This is a genomic window from Bacillus fungorum, assembly GCF_002746455.1.
Classification (GTDB): Bacteria; Bacillota; Bacilli; order Bacillales; family Bacillaceae_G; genus Bacillus_A; species Bacillus_A fungorum.
Genome location: NZ_NWUW01000095.1, coordinates 1 through 2,517 on the forward strand (window position 1 = coordinate 1; position 2,517 = coordinate 2,517).

3 protein-coding genes are annotated in these 2,517 nt (G+C 36.2%); all 3 read right to left on the minus strand.

Annotated features, from left to right (window positions below):
* On the minus strand, positions 1 to 1,122 hold a 1,122-nt coding region (locus CO726_RS30695; protein ID WP_099686802.1), incomplete at its 3' end, for a TadA family conjugal transfer-associated ATPase.
* Between the two features lie 17 nt (positions 1,123 to 1,139).
* Positions 1,140 to 1,961: an AAA family ATPase gene (locus tag CO726_RS30700; protein ID WP_099686803.1), complete on the minus strand. Its 822-nt coding sequence runs from the start codon at positions 1,959 to 1,961 to the stop codon at positions 1,140 to 1,142.
* Positions 1,962 to 1,977: 16 nt separating this feature from the next.
* A partial coding sequence (locus CO726_RS30705; protein ID WP_245916861.1) for an RcpC/CpaB family pilus assembly protein occupies positions 1,978 to 2,517 on the minus strand: 540 nt, incomplete at its 5' end.

Consider the following 2,517-nt stretch of genomic DNA (forward strand, 5'->3'; position numbering starts at 1 on the left):
TTCATATAAATACTTAGCATCAATATTTGCTCCACTTTGCAGACACATTAACATAAGGCGTTTTACACCTTCAATTGCACTTCTTGTATGTACAGAAGTAAAACCAGAATGCCCTGTTTGGAAGAAATTCAACATTTGTAAAGCTTCTTTCCCTCTTGATTCCCCAACAATTAATCTCTTTAATCCCTGTCGTAGTGCGTTAGTTAGGATTCTATCAAAATCAATTGCATTCTCTTCAACTTCTGAATGTCTACACTGCATAGGAACGAAATGATGGTCTGGGAATACTCGATGCAAATACAATTCCGGATGATCCTCTACCACGAGAGTGCGCTCATTTTTTGGAATGTGCGAAGAGAGGTACTTCATAAACTCTGATTTCCCTGTTCCAGTCGCACCAGCTACTAAGATATTCATCTTCGCTTTCACCGCGGCAGCTAAAAAACTTAACATTTCTTTTGTTGCTTGATTTGTAGATAACATCCGTTCGTCAGAGGCACGTAGATGATCCGCATTCTTACGAATAGAAATTGTTGTACCCAGTCCAGCAATCTCATCTAAAGCGATATTAATACGAATATAAGGAAACACGCAGTCTACAGATGGCTTTGCTGTATTAAGTGACTCTGACGTACTGTTTACCATCTTATAAGCTAAAGCTTTTACATCTTCTTCAGCTTCATATCGATACTTGTACTTGCATTCTCCTTCACCAATTTTTTCGTATATAATCTCTTTTGTACCATTGATATAAATATCTGTTACGTCTTGATCATCAATGAGAGGTTGAATAATGCCAAATCCCACAATATCGTCACACACCATATTTAGTAACTGTTCAGAAGGTACATCTGAAATAACGACTTGATTGCTTAATAAGAAACTTTTAATGATTTGCTCTACAGCTGATCGCTTATCTTTATTCATAAAAGATTCACTTAAGATATTTCGGTGTTCCTTTACTAAAAACGCACGAATTTCATCCGTTATATCTTTAATTTGTTGAGCTGTCGTTGTTCCTAACTTCCGAGCCGATTTGGAACGAATCATATAACCAAAGTGATATAAATCCACTCGATTTCGCTTTAAGGCGACTTGTTTTTCCTGTAAATAGCCCCACATACTCATTACCTCCCCTTTTAATTTCGTAAACCAAAGAGACCTTTTTTCATAGAGGATGTATGCTGGGATGGAATATCAAGACCAGCTGCTTCCATAAGTTGATTGACTCTTGCATTTATTATTGGCGAACCAAATTGCATCCCCCATTCATAACTCGTACGATCTCTATCATACGGAATTGTCACCGCAATTTTTTGGGAAGAAAGCTTTTCGATATCTTCTACATAATCCTCATCTCCCATATTCAAAACATGAATCATACGAGGTAATGTTAGCTTCGCTTCTTCTATCAGCTGTAATTCTCTCTTAATCGCTAATGAACCACGAGGATTACTATTTAACACATGAATCACAAGATCTGATTGGTATAACACTGGATAACTCAGCACCTCAGATAATTCATTTGGTACTGATAGAATGATGTAATCATATTCTGTGTTTACAAGTGATTCTATAAATGTTGTTACAAACAATTCTTTGTTTTGAATCTCAGGGAATTGAGCCTTGTTATACCCTGATGGGAATACCAGAATATCCATCTTATTGTGTAATTTTGTTATGAATTTTGAATTCAGTTTTTTTTCTATCAAATCTTGTTTTGTGCATATATACTCTAAAAGATTGTAGTCATTTTCTTTTTTCACAAGCTCTAACATATTTTTACTGTCATGGCTTATCCCTGTACAAATCGCAAAGCTTGGTCTTACTTGGTCTGCTTCTACATAAAGCACCTTTTTCCCTAAATGGGCTAACTCATTTGCCATCGCAATACTTAATGTGCTTTTTCCTACGTTTTCATTTGTTGCATAAAAAGCAATTACTTTAACTTGCCGCTCCATCTTAATAACCCCTTTCTTACTTGGATTCGTTCAGATACTGTGCTACATACTCTTTTACATTTTTAGAAATTGGATTAGTCGAATGCTTCTCTACATAGTCTAAAATGTTCTTTTGATCAGATATTTGTGAGAATCCTTCAGCTGGTTCTAATTCTTTCCCTGTTTGCTCCACCTTTTGTCCAACTGCAACAGGGATTACATCTCCAAGTGTTTTTGCTCGATTTAAGTATTGAAGTTGTTCAGGTGAAACAGCCAGTGTATATAATCGCGTTACCTTTGGCTTTTGTTTTCCTTCTTGTTCCTCTTTTGATTCTTTCTTTTCTAGCACAAATGCATCTTCTGTATTGCTATCTTTAGCAGCCGTCACACGTACACGTTGGAACAGACCACCAAAGACAACCTTCTCATTGTCTCCTTCTTTCACAACTTGTTTGAAATACAAGTCCACATACGTATTTGGGATAATACTATTCCCTGAACTTGTTTCCAAATCAACAAGTAACGGAAAAGCAACTTCTCCATCTTTCAAATTTAAAATAGCAGAGTCCGGTAACTC